This window comes from Bradyrhizobium sp. 40 (assembly GCF_023100925.1).
Classification (GTDB): domain Bacteria; phylum Pseudomonadota; class Alphaproteobacteria; order Rhizobiales; family Xanthobacteraceae; genus Bradyrhizobium.
On sequence record NZ_CP064688.1, the window covers coordinates 3068785 to 3095290 of the forward strand.

Here is a 26506-nt window from a genome sequence, read left to right on the forward strand (position 1 = left end):
GCGATGCGCGTTCCGACACCGGTGCCGTCCTTTTTTTGTCGTCGTCGACGTCATCGGCTAGTCTCATTCCAAACAACAGGAGGAAATCCGATGCCGTCAGCCTTCTTCGTCGTCCGCGCCACCGTCACCGATGCCGGCACGCGGGCCGCCTTCGACAGATGGTACGAGACGGAACATCTGCCCGACGCGATGAAGGCCTTCGGTGTGAGCAAGGCCTGGCGGTTCTGGAGCCTCGACGATCCCTCCCTGCATCAGGCGATGTATCAGTTCGAGAGCGAGGCTGCGCTGCAGGCCATGCTGAAGGGCGATGCGCTGACGCAACTGGTGGCTGATTTCAACCGCGATTGGCCCGACGTGACGCGCACGCGCGAGTTGCTGGTGCTGGCGCAGGAGTTCGGGAAATAGAGCACCCGGCTACTGCGCTGCGAGTTCTCCTGTCACCTGCGCAACGAAGCTGAACGCGCGATTCAGCTTCGGTTCATGTCATCACCGCGACACTCGCCTCCGCATCACTGGCACGACCATCCAAGAGGAAAGAAGTCATGGAGCGCCGGAACTTTTTGAAATTTGCAATCGGTGTCGCGGCCGGAGCTGCGGCGTTCACGACCGCCGCACAGGCCGCGCCGCTGGCGCCGCAGCCGCTCGGTGATCCCAGCAAGCCGCAAGGCAATCCCGACGCTCATCCCGCAGTCACGAGCAGCGATGAAGCCGCGCAGTTGAAGCCGGAGCAGGTGCACTGGCACGGCCACCACCGTCATTGGGGTTGGCGCCGCCGTCACTGGGGCTGGCATCGCCGACGCTGGCACCGCCGCCATTGGTAAGCGTCGCGCTAAGCGAGGCTTGAACGGGGACCGCGATCGCGGTCCCCGTTCTGATTCGAAACATCCCGGTGCGACGTCAGCGCTCAAAAAGAAAATGGCCGCGCAGGCTTTCGCCGCGCGGCCATTTCGCAATGCGAAAAACGAGATCAGAACGGACGGCAGCGGCCGGCGTACCAGCGGAAGCCGTAGGGGCACATGCGCGCGCGCGGCACGACCACGACAGGGGCTGGCGCAACCACGATCGGACCCGGGCGGACAACGACCGGACCGCGCATCGGGCGGCAGCCGCCATAGGCGCCGCGATACCAGCCGGGGCCGCAACCGCCGGCGGCGCTGGCCGCCTCGCTGAAACCAACGACCGCGCTGGCAAGCATCACGGCGGCAAACAGGTATTTCATTTGATCTTCCTTCTCGTCCTTGGGGTAGGTTTTGGGGGCAGGATTGGGGCAGGTTCTAGGAGGGCTTGGCGCTTTCGGCGCACCATGAATCAAAAGACACGATTCGACACGTTAAAATCGCAACATGCCGAAACGACGCCAGCCAAATCTGCCAATCATGACCTGAATGCGGCATGAACATTCCCCGCACGCGGCTCCGGACGACAGCAATGACGCTACCGGCCGAGAAAACCCAGCACCAGATCCTTGTACTTCTCAGGCGCCTCCAGGAAGACGAGATGGCCGGTGTCCGGGATCACCTCGGCTCGCGCATTCGGCATCTTCGCGGCGAGTGCCTTCGCCAGCTCGGCGTTCTCTCCCATTTTCGCGCGCAGCGCCTCGGGCGCGTTCGGTCGGCCCGGTGCGTTGTGGTCGTCGGCGCCCATAATGAACAGCGTCGGCTCGGTGATCAGTGCGATCTCGTGCGCCACCGGCTCGCGATAGATCATCTGGCCGGAATTGACGAAGGCGCGCAGCCAGCGCGAATAATCAGGGCTGCCCTTGATGTTGAAGCGGGCGTCGATGAACGGCGTGATCGCGTCCGGCGGCAGCTTGATGGCATAATTGGTCTGGAGCTGCTTGCGATAGCCATCAGCCGTGAGCTTGTCCTCGGTCTCGATGATCTTCTCGGTCGGCGTCGGCGGTACATAGAGGCGGTAGTCTTCCAGCCCGATCGGGGCCGTCAGAACAAGGTGGGCGACGCGGTCGGGATAGGCGCGGGCGATGCGGACGCCCAGCATGCCGCCGAGCGAATGCGCGACGATCTCGGCCTTGCCGATCTTGAGGTGATCGAGCAGTGCGATGGTGTTGCGCGCCAGATTGTCGAAATGCAATTCGCCCGCCGGCTTGGAGGATTTGCCGAAGCCGATCTGGTCCGGCACCACGACGCGGAAGCCGGCCTCGCTCAGCATCTTGATAACAGGCGCCCAGTAGCTCGACGGGAAGTTGCGCCCGTGCAGCAGCACCACGGTGCGGCCGTTCGGCTGCGCAGGCGGCACATCCATATAGGCCATGCTGAGCTGCTCGCCGTCATTGACAACAGGCAGCAGGTGCACGGGATAGGGATAGGCAAAGCCTTCGAGCGCGACGCCGTAAGGTTCGCGCGGGGCGGTGTCGGCGGCGTGGGTGGAGGTGAGCGGAGAGGCGATGAGGGCGGCGACGAGCGCGGTCGGAAGGAGGCGGATCATGGGGATCTCTGTGTGTGACAATCGTGGCCATAAACACGTGGATGGCCGGGTCAAGCGAGAGACGTCGTTCACACGGAGTTGTGTTTAGTCCCGCCCGTCACCGAACAACGCGGCGAACTGCTTCTCGCCGGTGCGCGTAAAATTCACCACGCGGCTGCCGGGCGTGGCGTCGCGGGCGGCCCATTTCAGCTCGGCGAAACGCTGCATCATGGCGGCGCCGAGCGTGCCGGCGAGATGATGGCGCCGCTCGCTCCAGTCGAGGCAGGCCTTGCACACGGGGCGGCGCGGATGGGCGAGCATGTCGGGCGAGATCTGCAAATGCTTCGCCAGGAAGCGCTCGCCCTCCGCCGTCAGCTCGATCTCCTGCTTCTTCTGCCTGACAAGGTTTTGCGCGCGCAGGGTGTCGAGCATCTGCACGCCGAGATCGCCGGCGAGATGGTCGTAGCAGATCCGGGCCCGCCGCAGCGCCGGATCCTTCGGCCCGGTGCGCACGCGCATATGGCCCGTCCGCGCGGCGAGGCCCGCAAGGCCCTCCAGCACACCGGCGACGTCGTCGTCGGTGAGGCGGTAATAGCGATGGCGGCCTTGCTTCTCCGGCTCGATCAGGCCGCCGGCCTCGAGCTTGGAAAGATGCGAGCTCGCGGTCTGCGGTGTGATGCCGGCCTCCTGCGCCAGCTCGCTCGCGGTGAGCGCGCGGCCGTTCATCAGCGCCGTGAGCATGTTGGCGCGTGCGGGATCGCCGACGAGCGAAGCGATCATGGCGATGTCTGGACCTGATTTCATGCTTCGATGGTAGCCGAAGCATTGCGGTGGGGCAAGCGTGTAGCGTGGGGTTGCTCGTCATTGCGAGGAGCCCGTGATAAAATTGCGAAGCAATTTTGCACTGGCGACGAAACAATCCAGGCTGCCTCTGCAGAGGGATTCCTGGATCGCTTCGCTGCGCTCGCAATGACGGTGTGGAACCAGAGGAGCCCATCATGTCCATCACCGTCTTCATCCGCTACCAGCTCGATCCGTTCAAGCGCGCGCAGTTTGAGGAGTATTCGAAGCGCTGGCTCACCATCATCCCGAAATGCGGCGGCGATCTGATCGGCTATTTCATGCCGTACGAGGGCACCAACAATATCGCGTTTGCGCTGATCACCTTCGAGAGTCTGGCTGCGTATGAGGCCTATCGCGCCCGGCTGCGTCAGGATACGGAAGGCATGGCGAACTTCCACTTCGCCGAGGAGCACAAATTCATCCTCGCGGAAGAGCGCACGTTTCTGCGCCAAGTGGTTTTGTAAGTGGTATCGTAGGCCATCAACGACAGGAGAGATGCCCATGATCGCCGTGATCTTCGAGGTCTGGCCGAAGCCGGAACACCGCCAGGATTATTTCGACCTCGCGGCCGACCTCAAGCCGATCCTGCAAACCATCGACGGCTTCATCTCGGTCGAGCGTTTCGAGAGCCTGACCGACAAGGGCAAGATCTTGTCGGTGTCGTTCTGGCGGGACGAGGCGGCCGTGCAGGCCTGGCGCAACACGATGGAGCACCGCCGCACCCAGGCCAAGGGCCGCGCAAAAATCTTCGCCGATTATCACTTGCGTATCGCCAGCGTCATCCGCGACTACAGCATGAATGATCGCGAGCAGGCGCCAAAGGACAGCCGCGCGGTGCACGACGCGCACTAGCGCGCGCGGCGGCACGTCCCCATCTCTGCGCGGCCAACAAGGGAGAGAAACATGCACGTGACAACTGCTGACAAGCGCGCGACCTTCAGGAAGCTGCACGAGAGCGGCTGCTTCAGCCTGCCCAATCCGGTCGACGTCGGCAGCGCGAAAGCGTTGCAGCATCTCGGTTTCAAGGCACTCGCGTCGTCGAGTGCGGGCTTTGCCTGGACCATCGGCAAGGCCGACAACCACGTCTCCGTCGAGGACGTCTGTCAGCATCTGGCGGCATTGAGCTCGTCCGTCGATATCCCGGTGAACGCGGATTTCGAGGGCGGCTTTGCGGTCGAGCCGGACAAGGTCGCGGACAATGTCGAGCGCTGTGTGCGCACCGGCGTTGCCGGCCTGTCGATCGAGGATTCCACCGGCGACAAGGACAAGCCGATCTACGAGCGCGCGCTCGCAGTCGAGCGCATCAAGGCGTCGCGCAAGGCGATCGGCGATAGCGGCGTGCTCCTGGTCGGCCGCTGCGAGGCCTATCTGTGGGGCGTGACCGACCTCAAGCTCGTCATCGACCGGCTCACCGCTTACGCCGATGCCGGCGCCGATTGCCTTTACGCGCCGGGCCTCAAGAGCCGCGAGGACATCGCCGCGGTGGTGAAGGCTGTCGCACCCAAACCGTTCAACCTGTTGATCGGCGGCTCCGGGCTGTCATTGCAGGAAGCTGCCGATCTTGGCGTGCGCCGGATCAGCGTCGGCGGTTCACTCGCTCGCGCCGCCTGGGGCGGCTTCATGCGGGCCGCGAAGGAAATGGCGGAGAAGGGGACCTTTACCGAGCTCGGCAGCGGCTATCCCGGCGGCGAGCTCAACAAGATGTTCGGCTAAAGACAAACGAAAGCGGCGGGATCTGAATCCCGCCGCTGTCGCATATTGTTGCAATTCGTTACTTCGCGCCGTCAGCCGGTGCCGGCGTATCCGGGGCCGGCTTGCTCGGTGCGGCGCCCGTGGTCACGCCCGGCCCGGTGTTGGTGCGCGGCGTCACGTCGCGCATGCCGGGAGGTGCGGCCGGATTGGTGGCCGGTGCCTGCTGAGCGGTCTGCGTCGCCGGCGTGGTGCTGGCCTGGTTGCTGGTGCCGGTGTTGTTCAGGCCGTAGAATACGGCACCCAGCACCAAGGCGATTGCCACTGCGAACAGGGCTACTTTGCCGCTGGAGGCGGGGCCTTCGCCAAGCTCCGGGTCGACCTGAAGCTGGGCATCCCGTCGCGCCGCATTGCGATACTCATCATCGGCGAGATTCGGGCGGTACGGATCGTTGATAAAACGGTCGTCAGCCATCGATTGGTTCTCCTCGATTATTGCGGCGGGACAACCCGTGGATGCGAGATTCTGTTCCGCCCCTCTTAATGCTTTCGTCGCATGTTGCGCCCGCGGCGGGAATCGGGAACCTGTTCGCTGGGGAACCTGAAGCGTAAGCTCCGCTGACGGAAGGGAACAAAGCGATGTGGAGCTCGCCGCCGAGCGATAGCGTGCTGCATCTGTTGTCGCTGGTTGCGGTCGCGGCGCAAGGCATGACCGCTGCGCTCGCAGCCGGCCGCCGCAGCATGGATTGGCTCGGCGTCTGCTTCCTCGGCTGCATCACGGCGCTCGGCGGCGGCACTTTGCGCGATCTCTTCCTGGGGCATTATCCGCTGGCCTGGGTGCAGAACCCCATCTACCTCGCACTGGCCGGAGGCGCTGCCTTCCTCACCATCCTGATGGCGCGGCTGGTGCACCGGCTGAAACTGGCCTTCATCGTGCTCGATGCCATCGGCCTCGTCGTATTCACCATGACCGGCTGCGACATCGCCTGGCAGATGGACGCCACGCTGCCGATCGTCATCGTCTCCGGCATGGTGACCGGTTGCGCCGGCGGCGTGTTGCGCGACGTGCTCTGCAACGACGTGCCGCTGCTGTTCCGCTCCGAACTCTATGCCAGCGTCTCGGTGGTGACGGGATTGTTCTATGCCACCGCGTTCGGTCTCAAGCTGAACGCCGAGCTCTGGACCATTTTGACGTTCGTCCTCGGCATCAGCTTTCGCCTGCTGGCGGTGCGCTACAAATGGGAAATGCCGAAATTCGTGTTCACGGAGGAGGAGGAGCGGGAGCCTTGAGCTACGGCTCCTGCTTCCGCGCCCTCGCCACCTGCGCCGGCGTCACCAGCGGCGCGGCATTGCCCCAGGAATTGCGGATGTAGTTCGTCACTGCTGCGACCTCTTCGTCGGACAGCCGGTTGGAATAGGCCGGCATCTCCCCGGTGTTAGGCGCGCGCGGGGTCGTCACGGTGTGGGCGCCGTCGAGGATGATGCGCAAGGTCGAGGACGGATTGACCGATTGCAGCAGCGCGTTGGCGGGCAGCGGCGGATAGATGCGCGGTGCGCCTGTGCCGTCGGCCTCATGGCAGGCGATGCAGAGCTTGGCGTAGACCGCCTGGCCGGCCTTCATCTCGGCATCGTCAGGCGGCGTCACAATCGTCTCACGCCGCGCTGGCGGCAGGTTCTTCAAGTAAACCGCGATTGCGCGCACGTCGGCATCGCTCATCTTCGAGGTCGAGTTGACGACCACCTCCGCCATCAGCCCGCTGGCATGGCTCCTGGCGTTGCGCCCGCTCTGAAGATATTCGGTGACGTCCTCGACGCTCCACGATTTCAGCCCGGTGCGGGCGGCGCCATCGAGCCGTGGCGCGTACCAGCCGCCGACCTCGTTGCCCGCGAGGGCCTGCGCCTGCTTGTCCGCGCCAAAATAGTTCTTCGGTGTATGGCAGGCGCCGCAATGACCGAGCCCGGTGACGAGATAACCGCCCCGATTCCACGCCGCGCTCTGGCCCTGGTCCGGCTCGAACAGGCCCGGCTTCAAATACATCGTGTTCCAGATCCGCATCAGGCCGCGATAGCCAAACGGCCAGCGTAGTTCCGGCGGCTTGTTGCGGCTCGTGACGGCCGCGAGCGTTCCGAGATAGGCGCGGATCGCCAGCGTGTCGTCCTTCGTCATCCGCGTGAAATAGGGGTAGGGAAACGCTGGGTAATAATTGGAGCCGTCGGGCGCGACACCGGTGCGCACGGCGCGGGTGAAGTCGGCATCGGTCCAGGCGCCGATGCCGGTGTCGCGGTCCGGCGTCAGGTTCGGCGCGTAGATCGCGCCGAACGGCGTGTCGATGCGCTTTCCGCCCGCGAACGGTTTGGCGGGATCGGCGGTGTGGCAGCCGGCACAGTCGCCGGCTTCCACCAGCGCCTTGCCGGTGGCGATCAGCTCCGGTGACGGCTCGGCAGCGACGGCCGCGTTCGCAACCGCACTGCACAACGCCAGAGCCACGAGAGCCAGGCCAGCCAGAATCGTCCGCATCGAAAGCCTCTCCTGCGACCCATCGACGCCGTCCCGGATGACCAGGCGTCAATTCGTTGCGCGACGGCGGGGGTATGGTGACACAAAATGAAAATCGCGGATGCCAATGCAGCCACGAAATTGCGATTTTTACCCGGCGCTGCCTTTGGTCCAGAATTGTGATGCGGAGCGTGAAATATCCGACATAGAGTGGCGGAAATGGTCGGCGCGCCCTAGCTAAAAACAACGGGCAGGCAACGGCTTAAGCAGCCAAGCGCTCAAAAGGGCGGAAGAGGACATAATGGGCATCAACCAGGGTCCGATCAGTCTCGATCAGAAATACACCCAGGACACCGGACATATTTTCACGACGGGCATTCAGGCCTTGGTCCGGCTGCCGATGGCCCAAATCCGGCGCGACCGTGCCGCGGGATTGAACACCGCGGGCTTCATCTCCGGCTATCGCGGCTCGCCCCTCGGCGGCTACGACCAGCAGCTGTTCGCCGCGCGAAAACATCTCGAGCAGTACAACATCAAGTTCCAGCCCGGCGTGAATGAGGATTTGGCCGCGACCGCGGTCTGGGGCTCGCAGCAGCTCAACCTCTCGCCCGGCGCCAAGTATGACGGCGTGGTCGGCATCTGGTACGGCAAGGGGCCCGGCGTCGATCGCTGCGGCGACGTCTTCCGCCACGGCAATGCCGCGGGCTCCGCCAAAAACGGCGGCGTCTTGTGTCTCGCTGGCGACGACCACGGCGCAAAATCCTCGACGGTCCCGCATCAGTCCGACCACGCCTTCATGTCGGCGCTGATGCCCTATCTCTACCCCTCGAGCGTCCACGAGATGATCGAGATGGGTCTTCTCGGTATCGCGATGTCGCGCTACTCGGGCTGCTGGGTCGGCATGAAGGTGATCACGGAGACTGTGGAGACCACCGCCGAGATCGATCTCACCGACGAGATGACGCCGTTCGTGATCCCGACCGATTTCGAGATGCCCGAAGGCGGCCTCAATCTGCGCTGGCCCGACGACCGCTTCGCCCAGGACCGCCGCTTGCAGGACTACAAGGGCTTTGCCGCGATCGCTTTTGCGCGCGCCAACAAGGTCAATCGCATCACCATGGACTCGCCGAATGCCCGCTATGGCATCATGGCGTCCGGCAAGAGTTACGAGGATATCCGGCAGGCGCTGCGCGAGCTCGGTATCACACCCGAGGTCGCCGCCAAGATCGGACTTCGATTGTACAAGATCGGCATGCCGTGGCCTCTGGAGCCGGAAGGCGTCCGGCAATTCGCCGTGGGCCTCGAGGAAATCTTCATCATCGAAGAGCGCCGCGAGATCGTCGAAAATCAAGTGAAGCAGGAGCTGTTCAACTGGCGCGACGATGTCCGTCCCCGGATCATCGGCAAGATGGACGACCACGACAAGCGCTTCCTCCCCTTTGCCGAAGAACTCAGCGTCGCCTCGCTGGCCAGCTCGCTCACCGAGCGGCTGCTTCGACTTGATCTCAATCCCGAAATTGCAACGATGCTGCGCGCCAAGGCCGATTGGTTCAACGGCCGCCAGGCGTCGCAAATGCAGGCGACCGCGCCTGTCGCCCGCACCCCCTATTTCTGCTCGGGCTGCCCGCACAACACATCGACCAAGGTGCCCGAAGGCAGTCGCGCCTTTGCCGGCATCGGTTGCCACTTCATGGCGCTGTGGATGGACCGCTCCACCGAGACCTTCACACACATGGGCGGCGAGGGTGTGCCGTGGGTCGGCGTTGCTCCCTTCACCAAGGAAGAGCACGTGTTCGCCAATCTCGGCGACGGCACGTATTTCCACTCCGGCAGCCTCGCGATCCGCCAGGCGATCGCCTCAGGCGCCAACATCACCTACAAGATCCTCTATAACGACGCGACCGCGATGACCGGCGGCCAGCATGTCGACGGCGAATTGTCGCCGCAGCAGATCACCTTCCAGCTTCACAGCGAAGGCATCCGCGAGATCTATCTGGTCTCCGAAAATCCCGACGCCTATCCGGCGAACGAGATCGCGCCCGGCGTCAAGACAGCGCATCGTGACGAGCTCGACGCGGTCCAGAAAACGCTGCGCAAGGTCAAGGGTGCGTCCGCGATCGTCTTCGTGCAGACTTGCGCCGCCGAGAAGCGCCGCCGCCGCAAGCGTGGCACGATGGAAGATCCGGCGCGCCGTGTGCTCATCAATCCTTCGGTGTGTGAAGGCTGCGGCGATTGCTCGGTGCAATCGAACTGCATTTCGGTCGAGCCGCTGGAGACCGAGTTCGGCCGCAAGCGCGCCATCAACCAGTCGACCTGCAACAAGGATTATTCCTGCGTCAAAGGCTTTTGCCCGTCCTTCGTCACCGTCGACGGCGGCAAGATGCGCAAGCGTGCGCCGGCGGGCGTCGGCGATATCGGCGCGCTGCCTGAGCCGGCATCGCGCCCGAACCTGGACAAGCCCTACAATATCGCGGTCGGCGGCGTCGGCGGGACCGGCGTGCTGACCATCGGCGCGCTGCTGGGCATGGCCGCCCATATCGAGGGCAAGGCCTCGATGATCCTCGACATGTCGGGCCTGGCGCAAAAGGGTGGGGCGGTGCTGAGCCACGTCCGCCTGTCCGACCATCCGGCCGAGGTGACCTGCTCGCGCATCGTCACCGGCACGGCCGATGTGGTGCTCGCAGCCGATGAGGTGGTCGCGGTTGCCAAGGACACCATCTCGCTCTGCGACAGCAGCCGCACCCGCGGCATCATCAACAGCCACGTCATTCCCACGGCCGACTTCGTTCTCAACCGCGATTTCAACTTCCAGACCCGCAAGCTGAACGGGTTGCTGGAAACCGCGCTGCACAAGGATTCGGTGTTCTTCGACTTCACCAAGCCGGCCGAGCAGCTGCTCGGCGACAGCATCGCAACCAACATGATGATGATGGGCTACGCCTATCAGAAGGGCCTCTTGCCGTTGTCGGCGGAAGCGATCGAGCAGGCGATCGAGGTCAACGGCGTCTCGATCAAGATGAACAAGGAAGCCTTCCGCCTCGGCCGGCTCGCGGTCGCCGACCCCCAGCGCCTGGTAGACATGTTGAAGGGGACTGACGACGTCGTCGCACCGAAGACGCTGGAGGCGATGACGCTCGACGAACTCATCGAGCACCGCGCCAAGCATCTTACGGCCTATCAGAACGGCCGGCTGGCCAAGCGCTACCGGAAGCTGGTGGACCAGGTCAGCGACGCCGCCAGGCAGGGCGGCTATGACGAGGCGCTGACACGCACCGTTGCGGTCAACTACGCAAAACTGCTGGCCTACAAGGACGAATACGAAGTCGCACGCCTTTACACCGACGGCGCGTTCGAAAAACAGCTCCGCGACCAGTTCGAGGGCGACTTCAAGTTCAACTTCAACCTGGCCCCGCCTATTCTCAGCAGGGGCGTCGATGCGCTCGGCCGCCCGAAGAAGCGCGCGTTCGGCCCGTGGATTCTTCCGGTGTTTCGCGTGCTGGCGAAGTTCAAGGTCCTGCGCGGCACGCCGCTCGACATCTTCGGTCGCAGCGCCGACCGCAAGCTCGAACGCGATCTGATCGCCGGCTACGAGAAGGACGTCGCCACCGTGCTCGGCCTGCTGTCGCCGCTCACGATCGACACCGCGGTGGAGCTGCTGTCGTTGCCCGACCGCATCCGCGGCTATGGCCCGGTGAAGGAGAAGGCCGTCGCGGACGCCAAGGCCCGCTACGCCCAGCTCGCCGCCGACCTCGCGAACCCGCCGCCGGCTCCGCGGCAGATCGCGGCGGAGTAGAATTTGTGGGGTGGGGGCGCTGATCCACCCACCAAATTCCTGTTTGAAATCAACCACCGGTCTACTGTGCATGGGGTTGTTTTCGCAGAAAAGGGTGTTCCGATAAAACGAAACCGCTAGTGCCGTCGGGCAAAACACCTTTAGGGTTCTGCCCGTCGCCCCGTCATTGCGAGCGCAGCGAAGCAATCCAGAAATGCGTCCGCGGAAAGATTCCTGGATTGCTTCGCTGCGCTCGCAATGACGATTCCGGAAGCAGAGGCGTTCCGACCGCACCTCGGCGATTTGCGCGAACCCGCTGCCCTCTCGCCCGGCGGAATATTTCCGCGCTTGCCAACAGGGCGGCAGCGGTTCAGAAAAAAACGGAAGCGAGAAACGCCAGCGGAGACCTTATTTGACCATCAAGGGCAAGGCCTACATTGCCGGGATCTACGAACACCCGACCCGGCACGCGCCGGACAAATCCACCGCGCAGCTCCATGCCGAGGTCGCCAAGGGCGCGATCGAGGATGCCGGGCTCAGCAAGGACGATGTCGACGGCTATTTCTGCGCGGGCGATGCCCCAGGCGGCGCCTGGCCGATGGTCGATTATCTCGGCCTCAACACCAAGAAACTCCGCCATGTCGATTCAACCGAGACCGGCGGCTGCTCCTACATCATCCATCTCGGCCATGCCGCTGAAGCCATCGCCGCGGGCAAGTGCTCGATCGCGCTGATCACGCTGGCCGGCAAGCCGCGCACCGGGGCGATGCCGCCGCGCGCGGCCGGCGCCGAGGCCGATTTCGAGACGGCTTACGGCGCGACCACGCACAATGCCTACGGCATGTGTGCCATGCGCCACATGCACGACTATGGCACCACCAGCGAGCAGCTCGCCTGGATCAAGGTCGCGGCCTCGCACCACGCGCAATACAATCCGCATGCGATGCTCAAGGACATTGTCACCGTCGAGGACGTCCTGAACTCGCCGATGATCTCCGATCCCTTGCATCGCATGGATTGCTGCGTCGTCTCCGACGGTGGCGGCGCGCTGATCGTGACGACACCCGAGATCGCAAAAAGCCTGAAGAAGCCGCTGGTGAAGCTGATCGGCCACGGCGAGGCGATGAAGGGCCCGCGCGGCGGCAAGGATCTCGACCTCACATACTCCGCCGGCATCTGGTCCGGCCCGCGTGCGTTCGAGGAAGCCGGCATCACGCCGAAGGACATCAAATACGCCTCAATCTACGACAGCTTCACCATCACCGTCTTGATGCAGCTCGAGGACCTCGGCTTCTGCAAGAAGGGCGAGGGCGGCAAGTTCGTCGCTGACGGCAATCTGATCTCGGGCGTCGGCAAGCTGCCGTTCAACACCGATGGGGGCGGCCTCTGCAGCAACCATCCCGTCAACCGCGGCGGCATGACCAAGATCCTCGAGGCCGTGCGGCAGCTGCGCGGCGAGGCGCATCCGAAGGTGCAGGTTAAGAATTGCGATCTCGCCATCGCCCACGGCACCGGCGGGCTTTTGGGTGTTCGCCACGCCGCCTCGACTGCGATTCTGGAGCGCGTGTGATGAGCGAAGCCAAGAAATATCCGGCCCCGGTGACCAACCCCGAGACAGCCGCGTTCTGGGACGCGGCCAAGCAGGGCAAGTTCATGATCAAGCGCTGCACCGCCTGCGGCGAAGCGCATTACTTCCCGCGCGCGATCTGCCCGTTCTGCTACTCCGACAAGACGGTGTGGGAGGAGTCTTCGGGCGAAGGCACGATCTACACTTACAGCTTGATGCGGAAGTCGCCGACCGGCCCTTACGCGATCGGCTACGTCACGCTGAAGGAGGGGCCGTCGCTCCAGACCAATTTCGTCGATTGCGATTTGACGGCGTTGAAGATCGGCCAGAAGGTGAAAGTGGTGTTCAAGCCGACCGATGGCGCACCGCTGCCGTTCTTCACGCCGGCTTAGGGCGGTCCTCATCCTGGGGGGCTTGCGAAGCAAGCGTCTCGAAGGATGGCCACAATAAAGAAAGCGTTTCGGGCATCCTCATGGTTCGAGACGGCGCAAGAGCGCCTCCTCACCATGAGGATGAACACCACGGGGAGGAAACAACAAAATGTCAGCCAGATACGACGAACTCAAAGGCCTCAAAAACCTCGGCCAGAAATATTCCTACACCGACCGCGAAGTGATGCTCTATGCCTACGGTATCGGCCTCGGCGCCGATCCGATGGACGAGAACGAGCTTGCCTTTGTCAATGAGGGCACGTTGACACCGCGGCCGCTCAAGGTGGTGCCGACCTTCGCGTCCGTTGCGGCGTGGGGCGCGGGTCCGGGCGAGATGAACCTCAACCGCGTGATGGTGGTCGACGGCGAGCGCGACATCACCTTCCACCAGCCGCTGCCGGTCGCCGCGCACATCACCGCCGATTCCTCCGTCGTTGAAGTCTACGACAAGGGCAAGGACAAGGGCGTCGTCATCAGCCACCAGACCGTGCTCAAGAACGAGAAGGGCGAGAAGCTGGCAACGCTGGTCGCCTCACGCTTCGCCCGCGGCGACGGCGGCTTTGGCGGGCCGAACCTGACCCAGCCGGATCCGCACAAGATCCCGTCGCGCGCGCCCGACAGGACCATCGACATCGTCACGCGCCCCGACCAGGCGCTGGTCTATCGCCTCTGCGGCGACCGCAACCCGCTGCACTCCGACCCTGAGTTCGCGAAGAAGGCCGGGTTTCCGCGTCCGATCCTGCACGGCATGTGCACCTACGGCATCACCTGCCGTGGCGTGCTGCAGACCTATGCCGACTACGACGCCTCCGCCTTCCGCCAGCACGTCGCGCGGTTCTCCTCGCCGGTCTATCCTGGCGAGACCGTGACCATGGACCTCTGGAAGGACGGCAGCGTGATCTCGTTCGAAGCCAAGGTGAAGTCGCGCGGCGTCACCGTGATCAAGAACGGCAAGACGGTGCTGGGGTGATGATGCCGCTCGACGCGCTCTGAGTTATCTCGTCATGCCCGGGCTTGTCCCGGGCATCCATGTTCTTCGCGCGGTTGGCGATCAAGTTCGTGGATGGCCGGGACAAGCCCGGCCATGACGGAGCAAAAGAACAAAACAGGGAGACGCCACCATGGGACTACTCGATGGCAAGGTTGCGCTGATCACCGGCGCGGGCGGCGGGCTTGGTGAGGCCTACGCAAAGCTGTTCGCGCGGGAAGGGGCCTCCGTCGTCGTCAACGACCTCGGCGGTCCGCGTGACGGCTCCGGTGCCGACACGTCGATGGCGCAGCTCGTGGTGGATGCGATCAAGGCCGAGGGCGGCAAGGCGGTCGCCAACGGCGCCGACATCTCCACCATGGAAGGCGGCCAGTCGGTGTTCGACGACGCCATCAAGCATTTCGGCCGCGCCGACATCCTCGTCAACAACGCCGGCATCCTGCGCGACCAGACCTTCGCCAAGGCTAGCGAGTCGGACTGGGACAAGGTCATCAAGGTGCATCTGAAGGGCACCTTTTGTTGCACCATGCCGGTGTTTCGCTGGATGCGGGAAAATGGCGGCGGCGTCATCGTCAACACTTCCTCGACCTCGGGCCTGATCGGCAATTTCGGCCAGAGCAATTACGGCGCGGCCAAGGGCGGCATCTGGGGCCTGTCCAACGTGCTGGCAATCGAGGGCCGCAAGTACAACATCCGGATCTGGACGCTTGCGCCGGGCGCGCTGACCCGCATGACCGCAGACCTGCCCCGCTATAAGGAGAACCCCGGCGCAGCGCTGGGGCCGGACGGCATCGCGCCGGCCGTGCTATACATGGTCAGCGACTTGTCCGGCGACCAGACCGGCAAGGTGCTGGGCGTGTCCGGGCCCCGCGGCGTGCGCGAAATGCGGATGATGGAAATGGACGGCTGGAAGCCGCCGCACATGGGCTGGAAGGCCCAGGACATCGCCGATCATGCCAAGGAGATCTTCTTCTCCGAAGAGCAGATCAAGATGGGGGCGCGGCGGTTTTAGCCATCGACAGAGAGAAACAAGGACAACGATGAAACTCACCGCCGACGCCAAGGGCACCTTCGCAATTGCGCCGACGCCGTTCCACGATGACGGTCGGATCGACGAGCGCTCGATCGACCGCCTGACCGATTTCTACGAGGAGGTCGGCTGCGACGGCGTCACGGTGCTGGGCATTCTTGGCGAGGCGCCGAAGCTCGATGCCGCCGAGGCCGAGCAGGTGGCGGTACGCTTCGTCAAGCGCGCCAAGACAATGCAGGTGATCGTCGGCGTCTCCGCGCCGGGCTTTGCCACCATGCGCTCGCTGGCGAAGGCATCCATGGAGGCAGGTGCGGCCGGTGTGATGATCGCACCGCCGCCGTCGTTGCGGACCGACGACCAGATCATCGGCTATTACAAGCAGGCGGCCGAGGCTATCGGCCCCGACGTGCCCTGGGTGCTCCAGGACTATCCGCTGACCTTGTCGGTGGTGTTCACTCCCGCCGTGATCCGCAAGATCGTCACCGACAATCCCAATTGCGTGATGCTCAAGCACGAGGACTGGCCGGGGCTGGAAAAGATCTCGACGCTGCGCAATTTCCAGAAGGACGGCTCGTTGCGGCCGCTCTCGATCCTCTGCGGCAATGGCGGGCTCTTTCTGGACTTCGAGATGGAGCGCGGCGCCGACGGCGCCATGACCGGCTATGCCTTCCCCGAGCTTCTGATCGACGTCGTGCGACTTTCGAAGGAAGGCAAGCGTGACGCCGCCCATGATCTGTTCGACGCGCATCTGCCGCTGATCCGCTACGAGCAGCAGCCAGGCGCGGGCCTTGCCGTGCGCAAATACGTGCTGCAGAAGCGCGGCATCATCGCCTCCAGCGCCCAGCGCAAGCCCGGCGCCACCATCACGCCGGCGGCGAAGGCCGAGGTCGAGTACCTGCTGTCGCGCGTCGCCCGCGTCGACAAGCGCGCCAATCTCGGCCCGCAATCCAGCGCAGCAGGTTAATCGAATGGCCGAGGCATCAGCATCGCGCCCCGCGTCGACGATCCTCCTGCTGCGCGACGGCGTGAAGGTCGACGGCAAAAGCCGCGACGAAATCGAAGTCTTCATGATGGTGCGCCATCATCAGATCGAGTTCAATTCGGGCGCGCTGGTGTTTCCCGGCGGCAGCGTCGATGCCGGCGATCAGGAGATCGTCAAGCGCTCCGACCTGTATTCGGGCGGCGAGGGCCTGAGTGAAGCGGACCGCGGATTTCGGATCGCCGCGATCCGCGAGACCTTTGAGGAAAGCGGCATCCTGCTGGCGCGGTCGAAAGAATCGGGCACGCCGGTCGATGCCAGGCGCGCCGGCGAGATCGCCGATGCGCATCGCGTCGCGCTCAACGAGCACAAGGTCAGCTTCCTGAGCATTCTGGCCGACAACGGCCTCCAGCTCGCGCTCGATACGCTGGTGCCTTACGCGCACTGGATCACGCCCGAGGGGATGCCAAAACGTTTCGACACCTGGTTCTTCCTTGCGGCAGCACCTCCCGACCAACTCGGCGCACATGACGGCCGGGAGTCCACCGACTCGATCTGGGTCTCGCCGCGCGAGGCGGTGGAGGGCGGCGAGAGCGGCCGCTTCAAGCTGCCGTTCCCGACCACGCGCAATCTGATCCGGCTCGCCAAGCAGTCGAGCGTCAGCGCCGCACTCGAGCACGCCCGCGGCATGTCTGTCGTCACGGTGATGCCTGTCATGACCAAGACCGAAACCGGCCGTCAGCTCCGCATTCCCCGCGAGGCCGGCTATGACGGCGAGGTGTTCGAGGTCGGGGCGCTCGGCTAGGACACTTCGACACACAACGAAGTATCCGCGAGGGCAGACGCGCTACGTTCCGTTCCTGACAACAGGACGAGGCGCGCGACATGGACAACCGGCAGGACAACAACATTGTCGTCGAGCTGGCGCTGCTGCTCGCGCTCGCGACGCTCTGGGGCGGCTCCTACACCTTCATCAAGCTCGGCGTCGCCACCATTCCGCCGATCACGCTGATCGCGGCGCGCACCACGATTGCGGGCCTGCTGCTGCTCGCGATCATGTGGGTGCGGGGCATCAGGCTGCCGACGGCTGCCGCGACCTGGCAACGCTTCGCCTTCCAGGCCGTGCTCAACAGCGTGATCCCCTGGACGCTGATTGCCTGGGGCGAGCGCCACGTCGATGCCGCGCTCGCGACCATCCTCAACTCGGCAGGCCCGATCTTCACCTTCCTGCTCACGGCGGTCGTGACGCGTCACGAGGCGACGACACCGCGCAAGCTGGTCGGCGTGGTTGCCGGCATGGCCGGCATCCTGCTGATCGTCGGCGTCGATGCCTTCCATGATGTCGGAAGCGGCCTCGTCGAGGAGGCCGCCATCGTTGCCGCCACCATCTGCTACGCCTGCGCCGCCATCTTCGGTCGCGGCTTCAAGGGCCTCGATCCCATGGCGCCCGCGGCCGGCTCGCTGCTGGCCGGGGCGGCGGCGCTGATCCCGGCCTCGCTCATCCTCGAGCAGCCCTGGACGCTGTCGCCCTCGCTGAGTTCCGTGCTGGCGCTGCTCGCGCTGGCGACCTTCTCGACCGCCGCGGCCTTCGTGATCTATTTCCGCCTGATCCAGACCCTGGGCTCGGTCGGCACCACCGCGCAGGCCTATCTGCGCGTGCCGATCGGGGTTGCCATCAGCGTCGCCTTCCTCGGCGAGAGCCTGAGCCGGACCGCCTGGATCGGCCTTGCCTGCGTCGTCCTCGGCGTCGCCGCCATGACCATCCCGGCCAGGCGGCCGGCCGGCATCAAAACGTCATAAAGCCAAGGCGGAGGGGGTCCGGCAGGGCTTTAATATTAAGGATATTCGGCGGCTAGACGCATGTTCCCCCGGGACCGCAATACGTCGTATATTGGAGCTCCAATAGCCTGGTCCTCACATCGCCAATGTCCGCCGAATTGACGCCGACCCCTGAGAAAAAGCGAACATTCTCGCTCTCCATCGGCCAGCTCACCTTCGGCAGCTTCCTTCTGGTGCTGGCGGTGATCATCGTCACCTCGACCGCGAGCGTGATCGCGATCCGGCATATCGACACGACTTTTGCCGAGCTGCAGCGGCTCCAGAGCGTCGGCGACCTCGCCGAGGACATCGACCGCCGCATGAACGAGCTGCGGCTCGCCGCGCGCGACTTCGTCACCGATCCCGGCGCCGGCATCCAGTTCAAGCAGGTGGGCGAGGCGGCCTCGACGCTCAGTGACATCCTGAAGAAGACCCGCATCGAGCTCGTGCCCGAGCAGCAGGACATGATCGACGGGGTCAGCGAGCGGCTTGCGACCTATCGCAGCGGCCTGGAGCGGATCTCGACCTTGATCGACCGCCGCGCCCAGCTGCTTGCCGGCCTGCCGCCGCTCCGCGACCAGTTCGACGCGGCCGTCTCTGGCACCGGGGACCGAGAGCTGGCGTCCCGCCTGTCGGAAGCGCAGAGCCGGATCGCGCTTGGATTGCTTGCGCGCAACCCGTCCGCGGCCGAGCAGGCGGCGCAGAGCATGCGGGCGATGGGAGTCACCGATCCCAAGCTCAGATCGGCCGTCAACGACTACGCCGAGGCGATCATCGCGGTCGCTGTCCGTGAACGGCAGATCGCCGACATCGATCGCGAGGTGCTGGGAACCGAGGGCCGGCTGATCGGCCGCGTCACCGAATTGCTGCGCGAGGTCAGCGCCCGGCGCGGCCACGTGCTGTCGCGCGACTTCGCCCGCACGCTGACGGAGGCGCGCTGGCAGAGCATCGTGCTCGGTACCATCGGCGTGCTGATCGGCATTCTCGCGGCCGGCTTCGTGGTGCGACGGACAGTCCGTCCGCTCGCCCAGATCGCGCGGTCGATCCGCGCGCTCGCAGCCGGCGAGAAGAACACCTCGATCCCGTCCGCCGATCTCGACAATGAGATCGGCGACATCGCGCGGGCGGCCGAAGTGTTCCGCCGCGCGCTGGAGGAGGCGGACACGGCGCGCGAGGCGGCGGTGCGCGCACTGACCGAGCAGCGCCTCGCCGAAGAGAGCTACCGGAAACTGTTCGAGGGTTCGGTCGATGGCATCTATGTCACGACGCCTGCCGGCGACCTCCTCAACGCCAATCCGGCGTTGGCGCGGATGATGGGTTATGACAGTCCGCAGCAGCTGATCGACAGCATTAACGACATCGCCCACACCATCTATCTCAATCCCGAGGCGCGCGTCGAATATCAGCGGCTGATGGCCCGCGACGGCATGGTGCGCGAGTTCGAATACCAGGTGCGCCAGCGCGGCGGCGACATCCTGTGGCTGTCCGACAGTGCCACCGGCGTCCGCGACGAGGCGGGCAATATCGTCCGCTACGAGGGCACGCTGCGCGACATCACCGACCAGAAGCGCGCGGAAGACGCCATCGCCGAAGGCCGGCGCCTGCTCCAGCAGGTCATCGACACCGTGCCCGCGGTCATCAACGTCAAGGACCGCGACCTGCGCTACGTGCTGATGAACCGTTACATGGCCGGCATCTTCGGCATCGAGCCGGGCGATGCGCTCGGCCGCACCACGGCCGACCTGATGTCGCGCTACGGCGCGGCCAAGTCCGACGAGAGCGACAAGCGCGTGCTGACGCTGCGAAAAGGTCTCGGCTTCTACGAAGAGGAGTACATTGATTCGTCCGGCCACATGCGGCAATGGCTCGTCAACAAGCTGCCGCTGCTCGATGCCGAAGGCGAGATCGAGCGGATCGTGACCGTGGCGCTCGACATCGGCGAGCGCAAGCGCGGCGAGCAGGAGATGCGGAAAGCCAAGGAATCCGCCGAGACCGCGCTGCGCAATCTGCGCGAGACCCAGGCCTCGCTGATCGAGGCGGAGAAGCTGGCGGCGCTCGGACGCCTCGTCGCTGGCGTCGCGCACGAAGTCAACAATCCCGTCGGCATCAGCCTCACGGTCGCCTCCGCGCTGGAGCGCAAGACCGCGATGTTCACCGCCGAGGTCGAGCGCGGCGAGCTGCGCCGCTCTGCGCTAAACGACTTTCTCCACACCAGCCGCGATGCGTCCTCGCAGCTCGTCTCCAATCTCAATCGCGCCGCCGAGCTGATCCAGTCGTTCAAGCAGGTCGCCGCCGACCGCAACTATTCGGACCAGCGCAGCTTCGATCTCGGTGACCTCACCGAGCAGGTGGTGATGAGTCTGCGGCCGGGCCTTCGCAAGCACAATCTGACGCTCAATGTCGAGTGCCAGCCCGATCTGACCATGAACAGCTATCCCGGACCGTACGGCCAGGTGCTGACCAATCTGTTTCTCAACGCGGTGGCGCACGCCTTCCCGGACGGCCGGCCGGGGACCATCGACATCCAGGTGCGCGAGTCCGGCAAGGACAATGTCGAGATCATCTTCTCCGACAATGGCTGCGGCATGTCGCTCGATGTCCGCCGCCGTGCCTTCGATCCGTTCTTCACGACGCGGCGCGACCAGGGCGGCACCGGTCTCGGGCTGCACATCGTCTACAGCATCGTCACGAACAGGCTCGGCGGACGGCTCGATCTGGATTCCGAACCGGGCAGCGGCACACGTATCCAGATCATCCTGCCGCGCGTGGCGCCGCTCGAGCAGGCCGCGGAATAGCACACGCGTTTTCGAGCGAAGTGGATGCCGGCTTCGCGTGAAGAAAACGCGTCGAAACAACAATTGAGAGCTTCAGTTCTGATTCAATCAGAACCGAAGCTCTAGTCGGCCTCTGCAAGCTTGTGCAACGTCGCGCCGAAAATCTGGCTGGCCTTTCCGACCAACGCGGTGCCCGTCATGTCCCCGCGCGTCTCCGTGAACGTGCCGCTGACGCCGATGCCAACCGCGGCAGGTCCGCCGAACAGCGGATTGTCGTCACCCCGCGGCGAGGTGTGACGCTGGACCAGCACCTCACCCTTGAAGGTGTTGTCCTTCACCGTGTAGCTGCCGGTGTAATAGAGGTAGGCATCGCCGCCAAGAATCTTGCCGTCGCGAAACAGAATCACGCCGCTGCCCTTGCCGACCCGACCATCGAGCAGGTTCACGTGAATCGAATAGAGGCCGTTCTTCATAACGTCCCAAGGCCGGCCGCCATCGCCCAATGGCGTAACCGGTAGTGCATTTATGCCAAAGGGCATGCAGCCACGCAACGCGGCAGTTTGGCTGCCGACCTTGCGAGCTTGCCCGTGAGCCGTAATTGTCCCGGCTTGTCTATGACACTGCCATGACGGTCTGATCATGAAGCGAGGCCAGTCGTTGCGAATCAAGTTGGCCCGCGAAATGCATAACCATTGTTGCACTGGCCGCGGGGTGCTGGAGCAAGACAAACGTGAGCAACTGGATCGATTCCGGCGGCGAGAAGCCGCGTCTGTACGGTGTGCGTCCGACGATTTGCGAAACACGACAACGGCGGATCGGCGGCGCGGCACGCTGGCGAACCGTGGCGAGCCTAGCATGCGTCCAGGCCCTGATCGCACTCGCGGCCCCCGTCGGCCACGCGCGCGACCGCGGCCAGTTCGTCAACACCAATGCCGAATTGAAGGCCTGGTTCGACGGACTGCGAAGCGCCAAGGGGCCTTGTTGCTCCGATGCCGACGGCTCGGCGCTCTCGGACACCGACTGGGACAGCAAGGACGGGCACTATCGGGTCCGCGTCCCGCGTTATGGCTACGTGATCGACGGCCGACCGCAGGAGCTCGTCTGGGTCGAGGTGCCCGAGGAGGCCGTGATCTCGGAGCCGAACCGGGTGGGGCGCACCATGGTCTGGCCGATCTACGGCTACATGGGCGTCGCCGTCCGCTGCTTCATGCCCGGCAGCATGACTTGAGGCACGCCGGGCGGCAACGTCGCCCGGTGAGCCGATGCGGCGCGCGCCGTGTCAGGTATATTTCTTGTCGCGCTCGAGCAGCTCGATGGAGATGCCTTCGGGGCCGCGGATGAAGCAGATGCGCACGCCGGGGCGGATCGTGGTCGGTTCGCGCGTGAAAGTGACGCCCTTGGCCTTGAGCTCGGCGGCGACGGCGTCGATGTCCTTCACCGTGAGACCGAAATGGTCGAGGCCTTGATGCGGGTGCGGCGGCGGCGGGTTGACCGCATTGTCGCCCTCGAGCGGCGCAATGAAGATCCTTGCGCCGCCGAGATTCACGTCGATCCGTCCGGGCGCTTGCACGATCTCGCCACCGAGGATATCCCGCAGCCAGGCCGCCGTGGCCTCCGGATCGGGGCTGCGCAGATGGACGTGGTCCCAAGTGACGACTGGCATTTCGTGTTCTCCCGACGGATCTTGATGTTGCAGCGCATGTTAGCGGCCTCGGCCCGTGACCGCCACCGCTCTTGCCGACTCGGCAGCTGCTCGGGAACCTTAGTTCGCCTTCCCGATTAAGGTAAGCAGTGGCCGAATCCGTTGTCGAACGTGCTTCCGCCGCGATCGGTGAGGCGACCATGAACGCCGGGTTTGACCGCATCGGGTTAGGGCGTTTCGCCGGGACCGGCGAACGACTGGCGCGGGCGGTGACGATCGCGAGCGTTTCATTTGGGCGAGGCTTGCTGTGGCTGTTGGCGGCAATCATCGTCGGTTGCGGCATCTGGATGCTGCTCCCCCTCTCCAGAGGCAACAGTGCAGAGCCGGTGACGTCTGAGATGGCAGCGGTCGCGACGGCGCCTTCGGGCGATTCGGCCGCCGCGTCGCCGCCTTCCGAAGCTCCGATTCCGACAATGGCAGAACTCGGCCGGATCAGGATTTCATCTCAGACCTGGCGCCGCGGTGGCCTTGGCTCGAAGGCGCTGGTGACGCTCACGCTGCGCAACGACAACGACTATGCCGTAAAGGATGTCGAGATCGTCTGCGCTTTTGCGCGGCGCGATGGCAGTCATCTCACCGACCGCACCCGCGTTCTGGCGGATCCGGTCAGCATGAAGAGCCGCAAGACTTTTGCGCGCATTCCTGTCGGCTTCGTCAACGTGAATGCCGATCAGGCGAAGTGTTCGCTTGTGGCAGCACGCCGGACATAAGGCCGGCAGTGCCGGGTAGCGGAAAAGTTACTGTCCCGGGGGCTTGGCCGAAAAACTTGGCGTCGCCATTTGAACCGAACGGCTGGGCCAGGAACCAATTAAATGATCGCCTGTTAAGGCGGAGAGCCCACGCGGGGATGCGGCGGGCGGAGCGTGGCCAATGCCCATCTTTCGGTATTTCTTCTTTGTCGGTGGAGCCTTGCTCGCACTGCTGTTCGCGGCGAACTACGTTCTGCCGACTTCGCCTGTGACGCAGGCTATCGCAACCGCAAGCAACGAACAGCCGTTGATTCGGATCCGGTCCGATCGCCACCTCCCGGAGCGTGTCGTACTCGACACCAGTCAGCCGACGCTTGCCGCCCCTGCGGTGAAGATCGCCGCCGTCGCGGCTCCCCAGCCGCCCGTGGAGAGCATGTCACCCGCTTTGGCAGAGATATCAGCCAAGGCGCGGGTCCGCGAGACGTTCGCCCAATTCACGCCGGCCGCGAAGGCCGATACCGCTGCGGCCAAGAAGACCGAAGCCAGGACGCAAATTCAGCCGCAAGTTCAGGCGCAGGCCCAGCCCGCTCAGACCCAATCCTCTCAGCTCTCGGCGCAGCAGCCCAAGCGCAAGGTCGCCAGAACGCATCCGGTGCCGCAGCAAGGGCGGCCGATGATGGTGATGGCGCAGCAGCCGCATTTCGGCTTCTTCAACAGCACCTGGTAAGGGCGGGTCTGACCCGCCTCGAATCGAGGTGGGAAGGGCTTTTTATTGGCCGGCCTCTCTGCTAATTCGAACCCATCCGAACGTCATCCGGCCTGCTGGCTCGCCAGCAGCGATCTGGGGCGTCTCGGTTACGGCCCAGATCTGGGCCAGGGCGCTCGTAGCTCAGCTGGATAGAGCATCGGATTTCGATTCCGAGGGTCGGGAGTTCGAATCTCTCCGAGCGCGCCAATTGTCAGGCCACAGTATTCGGATAGGGCGCGAGGCCGTGAGCCGCCTCTATTTGCCTTGGATCTTCAGCCCGTTGGGACCGACATTGATTTGCAGGCCATCGGGCTGCTTCTTCGTCTGGTAGAGATTGTAGCCGAGCACGGCCGCCGTGACGACCAGAGCACCGATGATCAGAAACAATACGTTGCGGCTAATAGACATTTTCTTCCTGAACCACTTGGTTGACGGCGAGAAAAACCCCGCACGTAGGTCGCGCGGGGTGCTTCAGTCCGCTGCCAGCGCACCGCTCGGATAATGCAGTTCGAGGGAACTGGTTCCCTTGAGGCGCGCGCCGCACTGGAAAGACTGGAGCCGGGCCTGGTCAACCAGCCGTCGGACCGGCTTGCCGGCCCCGGGCCAGCGTGTCGGACGGCGCTTCGTGGAAGGTCGCACGGTAAGCTGCGGCAAACTCCCCCAAATGGTGAAAGCCTTGGGCGCGCGCGCATGTGGCGACGTTGGCGCCCCCGCCTTTGAGAAGGCGAGACCGCGTCGCCCACAATTTTTTCAAGCGAATGTATTGATGCAGGCTCATGCCACGCACCTTGCTGACGGCGCCGCCGAGCGTCCGGATCGAGACGCCGAACTCGCCGGCGAGATCGGCGGTATAGATCGGAGCAGTCGGATGTGCCGCGACGTAATCGTCGATCCGCTGCACGAGTTTGATCGACCGCTCGCCCTGGACGGAGGCACTCCGGTCCGAGAGCGGATCGATGCGAAACAGATCGTCGAGCGCGAGCAGCAGGCCCTCCTGGAGATGGGCGGCGACCTCGGTCGTTTCGAACAGGGCCGGCTGCACCGACGCGGTTCGCAGAATGTCGAGCAGGAGCTGCCGTATGTGGAGCAAAGCGGGGCGGTTCGCGACATAGGCCCGCAAATCGTCCGCCTGATCGAACCAGCCCCGGTCGCTCATGCCGGGTGAGAAGATGATCATCGCATGATGATTGGTCCGGCGTTCGACGAAATGGCATTCATCGCTGCCGCGGAGCGCGATGAAGAAACGCGCGTCCAGATCCATGCCCTTGGAATTGACCTGAAGGTCGTCCGTCATGGGCAGGATCACCATCCCCCCGGGCATCCGATAGGCGGCGTCGAGGATGCGCGCGAACGAGCGCATCATGACGATGCGGCAGCCGGGCAGGGAGACGACAGCGCGAGCCGCCGCGAAATTCCGGACGTCGAGCGGAATGCTTCTCGCATCCTCCATCGACTCGATCGGCCGAAACGCATCGACGTCGGCAAAGCCGATCAATTGAAGCGCCGAGGATGGGGCGAGGGCGTCGAACAACATGCGTGCGGCCGGCTGCTGCAATATGACAATCAAATGAACGTCGGAACATCGCCATCAATGGCGAAACATCGCGCTTCAGTAAACCGGATTCCGGGCCGTAGTATTGCGGACATCATGGCATGAAGCCGGCGGATCGATGTCGTCGTCAGCGGTCTCGAGTCATCGGCTGGCCGGAGGCGAGGTCGATGAAATGCAGCCGCGTGCAGGCGGGACAGGCGAAGGAGGCAAAGCTCTGCGCCTCCTGTCTCTGTTGCTTCTCAAGATGTGTCTGCACGTTCATGCCCGTCTGGGGACATCGAAAAACGATCAAATCGACCATCGTCGGAGAATGACGGCGTAGCGGATTTCGTCTTTGATCTAGATCAGTTTTGGAATGACTCCAGACCAACATCCTTGATCTCGCAAAAGCGAAGGGGCCCCGGAGGGCCCCTTTAGAATTACCAGCGGCGATAGCGTGGTCCGTAATAGCGAGGCCCACCGTAAAAGCGCGGTGCATATCGGGGACCGTAGTAGGGCCGCGGCGCGTAGTATCCATAGTAGTTCGGGCGCCAGAAACAGCGTCCCCAGGCGTCACAGACCATGCGGACCTGCTCGACGTCGGAAACCTGCGGCGTCGCAGGAGCAGGCGCGATGGGCATGGCGGACGCCGCCGATGATGCGACCAACGCACCCAGCAGGGTCGCAGCGACGAGGCCAATTCTAAGCTTCATGATGTCTTTCTCCGCTTACGCAATACAGGGATATCGAAGTTTGTTCTGATCAAATTGTGGCGGGGGCGAAATGTAATGCTGATGAACAGGTCTTCAGCCAGCCCGCCGCAGGCCTGACCTTTAGCTCCGCCAGACTATCCCAGGTTCGCGCTCTTGACCAATGCTGCGCTTGCGTTTGCGCTCCGCAGGACATCGCCACCATCCTTGATCCCGCGCAATTCACTGGTGCGGCTTCGTCCGTAAGCTGGCGTCGTGGCCAGCCTTTCGAGCAATTCGAAGAGCAGGCTCGCGAGGTCGCTTTGGAGCTGTGC

The 26506-nt window shown here is 64.2% G+C and carries 28 protein-coding genes and 1 tRNA gene; 19 read left to right on the forward strand and 10 right to left on the reverse strand.

Translation table 11 applies throughout. The features are described from left to right. The first annotated feature begins 90 nt into the window (after positions 1–90). Positions 91–405: a hypothetical protein gene (locus IVB40_RS14865; RefSeq protein WP_247287005.1), complete on the forward strand. Its 315-nt coding sequence runs from the start codon at positions 91–93 to the stop codon at positions 403–405. Positions 406–542: 137 nt separating this feature from the next. Then, positions 543–821 (forward strand): twin-arginine translocation signal domain-containing protein, encoded by a 279-nt coding sequence (locus tag IVB40_RS14870; protein WP_247287003.1) that lies wholly within the window; start codon positions 543–545, stop codon positions 819–821. 146 nt (positions 822–967) lie between these two features. On the opposite strand, the gene IVB40_RS14875 is transcribed toward IVB40_RS14870, so the two are convergent. From IVB40_RS14875 to IVB40_RS14885, 3 genes are all read right to left on the reverse strand, one after another. Beyond that, positions 968–1219, reverse strand: a complete 252-nt coding sequence (locus IVB40_RS14875; RefSeq protein WP_247410788.1) for a hypothetical protein — start codon at positions 1217–1219, stop codon at positions 968–970. 215 nt (positions 1220–1434) lie between these two features. Continuing rightward, complete coding sequence (locus IVB40_RS14880) at positions 1435–2445, reverse strand: alpha/beta hydrolase (RefSeq protein WP_247819190.1); 1011 nt, start codon at positions 2443–2445, stop codon at positions 1435–1437. Positions 2446–2529: 84 nt separating this feature from the next. Further along, complete coding sequence (locus IVB40_RS14885; protein ID WP_027567467.1) at positions 2530–3228, reverse strand: winged helix-turn-helix domain-containing protein; 699 nt, start codon at positions 3226–3228, stop codon at positions 2530–2532. Positions 3229–3422: 194 nt separating this feature from the next. Between IVB40_RS14885 and IVB40_RS14890 the strand changes: the two genes are divergently transcribed. The 3 genes from IVB40_RS14890 to IVB40_RS14900 are packed head-to-tail and all read left to right on the forward strand — an operon-like array spanning position 3423 to position 4980. Next, the gene (locus IVB40_RS14890) at positions 3423–3731 is read left to right on the forward strand and encodes an NIPSNAP family protein (RefSeq protein WP_027567466.1); all 309 of its coding nucleotides are present in this window, start codon (positions 3423–3425) and stop codon (positions 3729–3731) included. Between the two features lie 37 nt (positions 3732–3768). Continuing rightward, a complete protein-coding gene (locus tag IVB40_RS14895) occupies positions 3769–4119 on the forward strand; it encodes an antibiotic biosynthesis monooxygenase (RefSeq protein WP_007603077.1) in 351 nt (116 codons plus the stop codon). Between the two features lie 51 nt (positions 4120–4170). Further along, on the forward strand, positions 4171–4980 hold the full coding sequence (locus IVB40_RS14900; RefSeq protein ID WP_027567465.1) for an isocitrate lyase/phosphoenolpyruvate mutase family protein: 810 nt from the start codon (positions 4171–4173) through the stop codon (positions 4978–4980). Positions 4981–5038: 58 nt separating this feature from the next. Here IVB40_RS14900 and IVB40_RS14905 read toward each other — a convergent pair whose 3' ends face one another. Then, positions 5039–5431 carry a hypothetical protein gene (locus IVB40_RS14905; RefSeq protein ID WP_027567464.1) on the reverse strand — a complete coding sequence of 131 codons (393 nt, stop codon included), beginning with the start codon at positions 5429–5431 and terminating at the stop codon, positions 5039–5041. A 164-nt stretch (positions 5432–5595) separates the two neighbouring features. Here IVB40_RS14905 and IVB40_RS14910 point away from each other — a divergent pair, with 164 nt between their 5' ends. Next, positions 5596–6246 (forward strand): trimeric intracellular cation channel family protein, encoded by a 651-nt coding sequence (locus tag IVB40_RS14910; RefSeq protein ID WP_247819191.1) that lies wholly within the window; start codon positions 5596–5598, stop codon positions 6244–6246. Position 6247: 1 nt separating this feature from the next. Here the strand turns inward: IVB40_RS14910 and IVB40_RS14915 are convergent, their stop codons facing one another. Continuing rightward, positions 6248–7474, reverse strand: coding sequence for a c-type cytochrome (locus tag IVB40_RS14915; RefSeq protein ID WP_247819192.1), 1227 nt, complete (start codon positions 7472–7474; stop codon positions 6248–6250). 280 nt (positions 7475–7754) lie between these two features. On the opposite strand from IVB40_RS14915, the gene IVB40_RS14920 reads away from it, so the two are divergent. The 9 genes from IVB40_RS14920 (at position 7755) to IVB40_RS14960 (ending at position 20833) form a co-directional block, all read left to right on the forward strand. After that, positions 7755–11246 (forward strand): indolepyruvate ferredoxin oxidoreductase family protein, encoded by a 3492-nt coding sequence (locus tag IVB40_RS14920; RefSeq protein ID WP_247819193.1) that lies wholly within the window; start codon positions 7755–7757, stop codon positions 11244–11246. Between the two features lie 391 nt (positions 11247–11637). After that, positions 11638–12795: a thiolase domain-containing protein gene (locus tag IVB40_RS14925; RefSeq protein ID WP_247819194.1), complete on the forward strand. Its 1158-nt coding sequence runs from the start codon at positions 11638–11640 to the stop codon at positions 12793–12795. Then, positions 12795–13184, forward strand: coding sequence for an OB-fold domain-containing protein (locus tag IVB40_RS14930; RefSeq protein ID WP_247819195.1), 390 nt, complete (start codon positions 12795–12797; stop codon positions 13182–13184). Before IVB40_RS14925 ends, IVB40_RS14930 begins: the two co-directional genes overlap by 1 nt. Before the next feature lie 148 nt (positions 13185–13332). Further along, positions 13333–14193, forward strand: coding sequence for a MaoC family dehydratase (locus tag IVB40_RS14935; RefSeq protein WP_027518551.1), 861 nt, complete (start codon positions 13333–13335; stop codon positions 14191–14193). 151 nt (positions 14194–14344) lie between these two features. Further along, positions 14345–15223, forward strand: a complete 879-nt coding sequence (locus IVB40_RS14940) for an SDR family oxidoreductase (protein WP_247396728.1) — start codon at positions 14345–14347, stop codon at positions 15221–15223. Between the two features lie 28 nt (positions 15224–15251). Continuing rightward, complete coding sequence (locus IVB40_RS14945) at positions 15252–16205, forward strand: dihydrodipicolinate synthase family protein (protein ID WP_247396731.1); 954 nt, start codon at positions 15252–15254, stop codon at positions 16203–16205. 4 nt (positions 16206–16209) lie between these two features. Beyond that, the gene (locus tag IVB40_RS14950; protein ID WP_247819196.1) at positions 16210–17025 is read left to right on the forward strand and encodes an NUDIX hydrolase; all 816 of its coding nucleotides are present in this window, start codon (positions 16210–16212) and stop codon (positions 17023–17025) included. An 80-nt stretch (positions 17026–17105) separates the two neighbouring features. Continuing rightward, positions 17106–18020: a DMT family transporter gene (locus tag IVB40_RS14955; protein ID WP_247819197.1), complete on the forward strand. Its 915-nt coding sequence runs from the start codon at positions 17106–17108 to the stop codon at positions 18018–18020. A 125-nt stretch (positions 18021–18145) separates the two neighbouring features. Then, positions 18146–20833 carry a PAS domain S-box protein gene (locus tag IVB40_RS14960; RefSeq protein WP_247819198.1) on the forward strand — a complete coding sequence of 896 codons (2688 nt, stop codon included), beginning with the start codon at positions 18146–18148 and terminating at the stop codon, positions 20831–20833. A gap of 101 nt (positions 20834–20934) precedes the next feature. On the opposite strand, the gene IVB40_RS14965 is transcribed toward IVB40_RS14960, so the two are convergent. Further along, complete coding sequence (locus IVB40_RS14965) at positions 20935–21285, reverse strand: GrlR family regulatory protein (RefSeq protein ID WP_007603093.1); 351 nt, start codon at positions 21283–21285, stop codon at positions 20935–20937. 257 nt (positions 21286–21542) lie between these two features. Between IVB40_RS14965 and IVB40_RS14970 the strand changes: the two genes are divergently transcribed. Next, on the forward strand, positions 21543–22040 hold the full coding sequence (locus tag IVB40_RS14970; protein WP_247819199.1) for a hypothetical protein: 498 nt from the start codon (positions 21543–21545) through the stop codon (positions 22038–22040). A gap of 51 nt (positions 22041–22091) precedes the next feature. Here IVB40_RS14970 and IVB40_RS14975 read toward each other — a convergent pair whose 3' ends face one another. Further along, positions 22092–22475 (reverse strand): VOC family protein, encoded by a 384-nt coding sequence (locus IVB40_RS14975; protein ID WP_018455287.1) that lies wholly within the window; start codon positions 22473–22475, stop codon positions 22092–22094. A gap of 179 nt (positions 22476–22654) precedes the next feature. On the opposite strand from IVB40_RS14975, the gene IVB40_RS14980 reads away from it, so the two are divergent. The 3 genes from IVB40_RS14980 to IVB40_RS14990 all read left to right on the forward strand — a co-directional run bounded on the left by IVB40_RS14980 (position 22655) and on the right by IVB40_RS14990 (position 24158). After that, a complete protein-coding gene (locus IVB40_RS14980; RefSeq protein WP_247438249.1) occupies positions 22655–23224 on the forward strand; it encodes a hypothetical protein in 570 nt (189 codons plus the stop codon). Between the two features lie 160 nt (positions 23225–23384). Beyond that, the gene (locus tag IVB40_RS14985; protein WP_247361837.1) at positions 23385–23930 is read left to right on the forward strand and encodes a hypothetical protein; all 546 of its coding nucleotides are present in this window, start codon (positions 23385–23387) and stop codon (positions 23928–23930) included. 151 nt (positions 23931–24081) lie between these two features. Next, positions 24082–24158: transfer RNA gene (locus IVB40_RS14990), tRNA-Arg, on the forward strand. Positions 24159–24206: 48 nt separating this feature from the next. Here the strand turns inward: IVB40_RS14990 and IVB40_RS14995 are convergent. The 3 genes from IVB40_RS14995 to IVB40_RS15005 all read right to left on the reverse strand — a co-directional run bounded on the left by IVB40_RS14995 (position 24207) and on the right by IVB40_RS15005 (position 26195). Next, the gene (locus IVB40_RS14995) at positions 24207–24359 is read right to left on the reverse strand and encodes a hypothetical protein (RefSeq protein WP_018455284.1); all 153 of its coding nucleotides are present in this window, start codon (positions 24357–24359) and stop codon (positions 24207–24209) included. 160 nt (positions 24360–24519) lie between these two features. After that, a complete protein-coding gene (locus IVB40_RS15000) occupies positions 24520–25485 on the reverse strand; it encodes a helix-turn-helix domain-containing protein (RefSeq protein WP_247462801.1) in 966 nt (321 codons plus the stop codon). Between the two features lie 437 nt (positions 25486–25922). Next, positions 25923–26195: a hypothetical protein gene (locus tag IVB40_RS15005; protein ID WP_081747828.1), complete on the reverse strand. Its 273-nt coding sequence runs from the start codon at positions 26193–26195 to the stop codon at positions 25923–25925. Between the last annotated feature and the right edge of the window lie 311 nt (positions 26196–26506).